This window comes from Acinetobacter sp. 24-47-62 (assembly GCF_056779765.1).
The window spans coordinates 40,583-47,675 of the sequence record NZ_JBWYIN010000020.1 but is presented as its reverse complement, the minus strand read 5'-3'; the positions used below and the strand labels follow the sequence as shown (position 1 = coordinate 47,675).

At 41.3% G+C, this 7,093-nt stretch carries 7 protein-coding genes; 2 read left to right on the top strand and 5 right to left on the bottom strand.

All coding sequences use genetic code 11. The annotated features are described in order from the left end of the window. The 5 genes from AC1M87_RS14135 to AC1M87_RS14115 all read right to left on the bottom strand — a co-directional run. On the bottom strand, positions 1-86 hold an 86-nt coding region (locus AC1M87_RS14135), incomplete at its 3' end, for a GTP-binding protein (RefSeq protein ID WP_001029592.1). A 92-nt stretch (positions 87-178) separates the two neighbouring features. Next, complete coding sequence (gene fusA / locus AC1M87_RS14130; RefSeq protein ID WP_481594046.1) at positions 179-2,314, bottom strand: elongation factor G; 2,136 nt, start codon at positions 2,312-2,314, stop codon at positions 179-181. 131 nt (positions 2,315-2,445) lie between these two features. Further along, complete coding sequence (rpsG, locus tag AC1M87_RS14125) at positions 2,446-2,916, bottom strand: 30S ribosomal protein S7 (RefSeq protein ID WP_004648014.1); 471 nt, start codon at positions 2,914-2,916, stop codon at positions 2,446-2,448. A gap of 180 nt (positions 2,917-3,096) precedes the next feature. Continuing rightward, positions 3,097-3,471 (bottom strand): 30S ribosomal protein S12, encoded by a 375-nt coding sequence (gene rpsL / locus AC1M87_RS14120; RefSeq protein ID WP_004648013.1) that lies wholly within the window; start codon positions 3,469-3,471, stop codon positions 3,097-3,099. A gap of 171 nt (positions 3,472-3,642) precedes the next feature. Continuing rightward, complete coding sequence (locus AC1M87_RS14115) at positions 3,643-5,070, bottom strand: EcsC family protein (RefSeq protein WP_481594045.1); 1,428 nt, start codon at positions 5,068-5,070, stop codon at positions 3,643-3,645. 272 nt (positions 5,071-5,342) lie between these two features. On the opposite strand from AC1M87_RS14115, the gene AC1M87_RS14110 reads away from it, so the two are divergent. Both AC1M87_RS14110 and AC1M87_RS14105 read left to right on the top strand, forming a co-directional pair. Continuing rightward, positions 5,343-6,572: a beta-ketoacyl synthase N-terminal-like domain-containing protein gene (locus AC1M87_RS14110; protein WP_035268310.1), complete on the top strand. Its 1,230-nt coding sequence runs from the start codon at positions 5,343-5,345 to the stop codon at positions 6,570-6,572. A gap of 28 nt (positions 6,573-6,600) precedes the next feature. Further along, positions 6,601-7,053 (top strand): CopD family protein, encoded by a 453-nt coding sequence (locus tag AC1M87_RS14105; RefSeq protein ID WP_035268308.1) that lies wholly within the window; start codon positions 6,601-6,603, stop codon positions 7,051-7,053. The last annotated feature ends 40 nt before the right edge of the window (positions 7,054-7,093 follow it).

Genomic DNA, 7,093 nt, shown 5'->3' with positions numbered 1-7,093 from the left:
GTTAAAGTTGTTTTACCATGGTCAACGTGACCGATTGTGCCCACGTTAACGTGTGGCTTATTACGTTCAAACTTAGCCTTAGCCATGAGATTTTCCTTTTTAAACTACTCATGGAGGATCACTCCATGAGCACTTGGTTTTAAACTATGAATTAGTTGGGCTTATAGTAATCGAAAGATTACTCGTCGTCACCTTTTTTACCACCAGCTTGGAACTTAGCAATGATGCCTTCAGCCACGTTACGTGGAGTTTCGGCATATTTAGCAAATTCCATAGAGTAAGTCGCACGACCTTGAGACATAGAACGCATGTGTGTTGCGTAACCGAACATCTCAGAAAGTGGAACTTCAGCACGGATTGCTTTAGTACCGCCAGGTAAATCGTCCATACCTTGAACCATACCACGACGACGGTTTAAGTCACCCATGATATCGCCCATGTAATCTTCTGGAGTTTCTACTTCAACTTTCATGATAGGCTCAAGAAGAACAGGATCTGCTTTCATGAAACCATCACGGAATGCGTAAGAACCCGCCATTTTGAACGATAATTCGTCAGAGTCGACATCATGGTAAGAACCATCGAACAATGTCGCTTTGATGCCTACAACTGGGTAACCAGCAAGGACACCATTCTTCATACGTTCTTGAATACCTTTGTCAACCGCACCAAAGAATTCTTTAGGTACAACACCGCCGACAACTTCTTCAGCGAACTCGTAGTCTTTACCAGCTTCAGGATCCATTGGCTCTAAACGTACATATACGTGACCGAACTTACCTTTACCACCAGTTTGACGAACGAACTTACCTTCTTGCTCAACAGATTTTTTAATCGTTTCGCGGTAAGCAACCATTGGTTTACCAATGTTCGCTTCAACACCGAATTCACGCTTCATACGGTCAACGATGATGTCAAGGTGAAGCTCACCCATACCTGCAATAATTGTTTGACCAGATTCTTCGTCAGTACGAACGCGGAATGATGGATCTTCTTTCGCCAAGCGGCCCAAAGCAACTGACATTTTTTCTTGGTCAGCTTTAGTTTTAGGTTCAACTGCAAGTGCAATTACTGGCTCTGGGAATTCCATACGCTCTAATGTGATCACGTTGTTTTCGTCACAAAGTGTATCACCTGTAGTCGTGTCTTTAAGACCTACACATGCCGCGATATCGCCCGCACGAATTTCTTCGATGTCATGACGGTCATTAGCGTGCATCTGTACAATACGACCAACACGTTCACGTTTAGATTTAACAGGGTTATAAACTGCACTACCAGCTTTTAAAACACCTGAGTAAACACGAACGAATGTTAAGTTACCTACGAATTTGTCGTTCATGATTTTGAACGCAAGCGCAGCAAACGGTGCTTCATCAGACGCTTCGCGAGAATCTTCTGTCTCATCTTTGTCGTCTAAGATACCTTTAATTGCATCAACGTCAGTAGGTGCTGGTAAGAATTCAATAACAGCATCCAACATACGTTGAACACCTTTGTTTTTGAACGCTGAACCACAAAGCATTGGCTGAATTTCATTCAACAATGTACGCGCACGAAGACCATTAACGATTTCTTCTTTAGTTAAATCGCCTTCTTCTAGGTACTTATCCATGAGTTCTTCTGATGCTTCTGCAGCAGCTTCAACCATGTTTGTACGCCATTCTTGAGCAAGCTCAACAAGGTCAGCAGGGATTTCACCGTATTCAAACTTCATACCTTGAGATGCTTCATCCCAGATAATCGCTTTCATTTCGATAAGGTCTACTACACCTTGGAAGTTTTCTTCTGCGCCAACAGGAATCACGATTGGCACAGGATTACCACCAAGACGTGTTTTTACTTGTTCAACAGCACGGAAGAAGTTTGCACCTGTACGGTCCATTTTGTTAACGAACGCAATACGAGGTACTTTATATTTATTCGCTTGACGCCATACAGTTTCTGACTGAGGTTGTACACCACCTACAGCACAGTAAACCATGCACGCGCCGTCAAGAACACGCATAGAACGCTCAACTTCGATCGTGAAGTCAACGTGTCCCGGTGTGTCAATTACGTTAATACGGTGTTGTTCGAACTGGTTAGCCATACCTTTCCAGAAGCAAGTTACTGCTGCTGAAGTAATAGTAATACCACGTTCTTGCTCTTGTTCCATCCAGTCAGTTGTTGCTGAACCTTCGTGAGTTTCACCTAGTTTGTGGCTCTCACCTGTGTAGAACAAAATACGTTCAGAAGTCGTTGTTTTACCAGCATCAATGTGTGCTGAGATACCAATGTTACGGTAACGAGAAATTGGGGTTTGACGAGCCATGATTTCTTGCATTCCTAAATTTTGTTGTTTAAAACAGGACGCTTTAAGCTGCTGAGCAGCTTAAAGCGATTCGATGACAAATCAGTGAAACCCGACTTACCACCCTCCTGAATAGGGGCTGTTTTATCCGCTTAGAAACGGTAGTGAGAGAAGGCTTTGTTGGCTTCAGCCATACGATGCACATCTTCACGTTTCTTGATCGCTGAACCTTTACCTTCAGCTGCGTCAAGCAACTCACCAGCAAGGCGTAACGCCATAGTTTTTTCAGAACGCTTAGCAGCAGCATCTACTAACCAACGCATCGCTAGAGCAGTACGACGGGATGGGCGTACTTCCATAGGAACTTGGTATGTAGCACCACCAACACGGCGTGCTTTTACTTCGACCATAGGACGAACTTTTTCAAGAGTAGTCTCGAAAAATTCAACTGGGTCTACTTTAGATTTTTCTTGAACGCGGTCTAAAGCACCGTAAACGATACTTTCAGCAATAGATTTTTTACCATCTTGCATTACGTGGTTCATGAACTTAGCGATTGTTTGGCTGCCGAACTTAGGATCCGGAAGGATTTCACGAGCAGCGACTACGCGACGTCTTGGCATTTTAATACTACCTATAAATATGACACTTCAGGTTTATCCAGCAGCAGTACAAAGTGTCATGTACTATTCGCTGGCCTTACTACACGTCGCTTGAATTTCACAAAATTAAATGCAGAAATCAGACAAGCGAGACGATAAAGGATTGCAGTTCTATACGTTTAAGAAAATGATCTAATTAGATTATTTCTTAGGACGCTTAGTACCGTATTTAGAACGAGACTGGTTACGATCTTTAACACCAGCACAGTCTAAAGAACCACGAACGGTATGGTAACGTACACCTGGTAAGTCTTTAACACGACCACCACGGATAAGAACAACACTGTGCTCTTGTAGGTTATGGCCTTCACCACCGATATAGCTAGATACTTCGAAGCCTGAAGTTAAGCGAACACGGCAAACTTTACGCATTGCTGAGTTAGGTTTTTTAGGTGTAGTTGTGTAAACACGTGTACAAACACCACGACGTTGTGGACAAGCCTTCAACGCAGGAACTTTTGATTTTTCAATCAAAGTCGTACGACCCTTACGGATCAACTGATTTGTTGTTGCCATGTGGCAATTCTCCCGTTAATAAAAAGCCCCAAAAAATACTACTTTTTGAGGGCATGCAATTGTAAGCCAAGAAGTAAAAATGGTCAACATTCAACATGACATCAAATATTGACCATTGTGTGCTTACAACGAAATTTTCAGAATGATTTGATCAACCATTCATAACTAAATTTATTGTTTTTTCTGTGACGTAGGTAGTGAGTTTGCTGCTTCGTCTTTCTTTTTTGAATTACGACGCTTAGGGGGTGCTTTTACCTGCACAATAGGTTCGCCTTGAGGCTGGTCTTTATCAGCGTCTTGAACACTTTCATTAGAAGCCGATTCCACATGTTTTTCAGCTAAGGCCTTAAGACCATCCTCAACACTGACCGCTTCTTCTTTTTCAGACTCCGCAGTTTTTGCTTCAATTTTAATTGCTGAAATTGAATCATTATGAACTGCAGACTCATCAACTTGAATAGACTCTTCTCCTTCAAGTTTTTTTGCAAACTCTTCAACCTCAACCACTAACTCATTATTGATTGACACTGTGGAATTCAATGCGAGTGAAGATTGCTTTAATAATTCTGTACCGCGCTCAAAGGCCTCCTGAACAGATACCTGCTCATCTGGATGTTGGAGAATGTACTGCTGTGCTCCTGAAAAAACAGCTCTAGCTTTAGAATGAGCCTCTTCCACCAAACGCCAGCTATATACTGCACCAATACCAGCACCAGCCACAGGTGCTAATTTAGATAAAATTGAAATTTGAGGAATCTGATTCAACCAATTCCATTTATAACCACCTTCAGGATTACTCAGCCAATTTTTTAAAGCCGTGAAGTCGTTACTAGAGCCCAATAGGGTTTGTAGCTGATGAGTATCTTGTGTTCCCAATAAATTTGTGACTGTTCTTAATGCCACTAAAAGTGTTTGCTTTTCCGCAATAACACCTAAATCGACTTGTTTGAATACATACTCAACGATCTCTTGCTCTTGACGATGATTAAGTTCAAAACCGTGCGCGCGCCCTTCTTGGTAAATACTACGCAACGTAAATGCCAACGAGAAAGGAATATCGATGGCCGTACCAACTACGCCTGTCGCACCAGACACTGCCCCCTGAACCGCTGCAATCAACTTATTTTGATTGGCTAATGCTTCACCGATACGATTCGCACGATCAGGGCTTGATTTAAGTTCATCCAAGCTTTTTGCACCAACTTCCTTTAATACATGCTCAACTGAACTTAACTCAGAAACAAAATCATTTAATTTATCAAAAAAATAATCTGCAACTTTGTTGTTTAAGTCCGGAGAGATAAAAGAAGCAACATTATTTAATTTACTGTAATGACGACCAAAAATTTTTTGAGAAATTTGAGGGACATGATCACGAAATAATTGTTGAGGGGTTTCGTACTTTTTTTGTTCAGTCATTTTTCTCTCATCTAAAGTTATGTCAATAATTTTTTGTGGATCAGGTTGTTGCGTCAATTTCGCAATTGATCCTGGTGCAACATGTTGTGCCAGTTCAAATCCAGTAGCACTGAGCTTTTTAGCCACTCCAAATGCTTTTGATACCAGTCCGCTAGATTGCTTATTATTAGAATTTGCCATTTACAACCCTCCTTCGCATTTATCACTTATGTTTAAAATTCTATGTGCAGTCAAGAGTTATCTCAACTTTATCGTGTTTTATTCGGTTGCAATATAGTGAACATATCTGCCAATAAGCGTTTTAACGCTGCGATATTGATTTGCCATAAGAATTTAAAATAGATTCTGATATCATGATACGAATTTTTGACAAGATCTTATGGTCTTTTACATCCAATCAAATCGATGTGAATTTTTCCATAAAATGACTTCACCATAATAGGGAATTGTAAATGAAACGTGTTGTAATCACTGGTATGGGCATTAACTCATGCATTGGTAATACATTAGAAGATGTAAATCATGCCTTACAAAATGGTATTTCAGGCACACGTTTTAACCCAACTTATGCTGAACTTAATTTTAAAAGTCATGTTAGTGCTGCAGCAGAACAAAATTTTGACGGTATTGACCGTAAACTGAAACGCTTCATGGGTGTATGTGCGATGTATGCCTATAACGCTGCAGTCGCTGCAGTTGAAAATGCGGGTCTAACAGCTGAAGATCTTGCGGGCAATCCTCGTTATGGTATTGCGGGTGGTTCAGGCGGCAACTCTACAGCTTCTGTCGCTGAAATGATTGAACTTCTTGAAGAGAAAGGCGCACGTAAAATTGGCCCTTTCTTTGTTCCACGCAATATGTCAAATACTATTACAGCTAACGTTGGTGTGGCATTCAAATTACAAGGTATCGCTCACTCTATTACAAGTGCTTGTGCAACCTCAGCTGATGCCATTGGTTACGCATACAACCTGATTCAACTTGGCAAACAGGATCTAATGCTCGCTGGTGGTGGTGAAGAAGACCATTGGTCACAAAGTCTATTATTTGATGCAATGGGTGCTTTATGCTCAAAATATAATGACTCACCAGAAACCGCTTCTCGCCCTTACTCTGCTGATCGTGATGGTTTTGTCATTGCTGGCGGCGGTGGTTTCGTGGTACTTGAATCTCTTGAGCATGCTCAAGCGCGCGGTGCAAATATTCTTGCTGAAGTCGTTGCATATGCAGCCAACTCTGATGGTGCTGATATGGTCGCACCATCAGGTGAAGGTGCAACACGTTGCATCTTGATGGCACTCGATGAAGCAAAACAGCATGGTGTTGAAAAAATTGATTATGTAAATACACACGGCACATCTACACCAGCTGGTGATGTGACTGAATTGAAAGCAATGGAACGCGCATTCGGTGAAGGTCAAGTACCACCTTTAAGTTCAACAAAATCTATGACAGGTCATAGCTTAGGTGCTGCAGGTGTACAAGAAGCGATTTACTCTATTCTCATGATGCAGAATGACTTTATTGCACCAAACATCAATGTAACTGAGCTTGATGAAGGTGCGAAACCATTTGATATCGTACTTGAAAAACGCGATACAAAACTGAATACTGTAATGAGTAACAGTTTTGGTTTCGGCGGCGTAAATGCCTGCCTCATTTTCAAGAAATGGGAAGGCTAATTTAATTCCGCCCATAATGGGTGATTAGATGGATGCTCCTTCAGATGCTTTCCTATGGGTAAAAGCATTACATATTATTGCTGTGGTATGTTGGTTCGCTGCTTTGTTCTACCTACCACGGCTTTATGTTTATCATGCGATGAGTGACGATGCCATAAGCCATCAACGCTTTGAAGTCATGGAACGTAAGCTTTATCGTGGCATTATGTGGCCTGCGATGATCGCAACATTGATCACTGCACATTTTTTAGTGGACTGGGGTGATGCAACTCGACATTATCATGAAGCTTTATGGTTTTATTTAAAAGTTGGTTTAGTCGGATTACTGGTCATATACCACCTAATGTGTGGATATTACCGTAAAAAACTCATTGATAATGCACACTATAAAAGTCATAAGTTCTGGCGCTATTTCAACGAAATGCCCACATTGATCTTATTCGCAGTTGTAATTTTAGTTGTGGTCAAACCTACATTCTAACTAAAGAATATAAAAAAACCTCCATTCGTGGAGGTTTTTT

Bases quoted from the DNA above. Each gene is read 5' to 3' on its own strand.
- fusA (WP_481594046.1), bottom strand. From the start codon at position 2,314: ATGGCTCGTCAAACCCCAATTTCTCGTTACCGTAACATTGGTATCTCA.
- rpsG (WP_004648014.1), bottom strand. From the start codon at position 2,916: ATGCCAAGACGTCGCGTAGTCGCTGCTCGTGAAATCCTTCCGGATCCT.
- rpsL (WP_004648013.1), bottom strand. From the start codon at position 3,471: ATGGCAACAACAAATCAGTTGATCCGTAAGGGTCGTACGACTTTGATT.
- AC1M87_RS14115 (WP_481594045.1), bottom strand. From the start codon at position 5,070: ATGGCAAATTCTAATAATAAGCAATCTAGCGGACTGGTATCAAAAGCA.
- AC1M87_RS14110 (WP_035268310.1), top strand. From the start codon at position 5,343: ATGAAACGTGTTGTAATCACTGGTATGGGCATTAACTCATGCATTGGT.
- AC1M87_RS14105 (WP_035268308.1), top strand. From the start codon at position 6,601: ATGGATGCTCCTTCAGATGCTTTCCTATGGGTAAAAGCATTACATATT.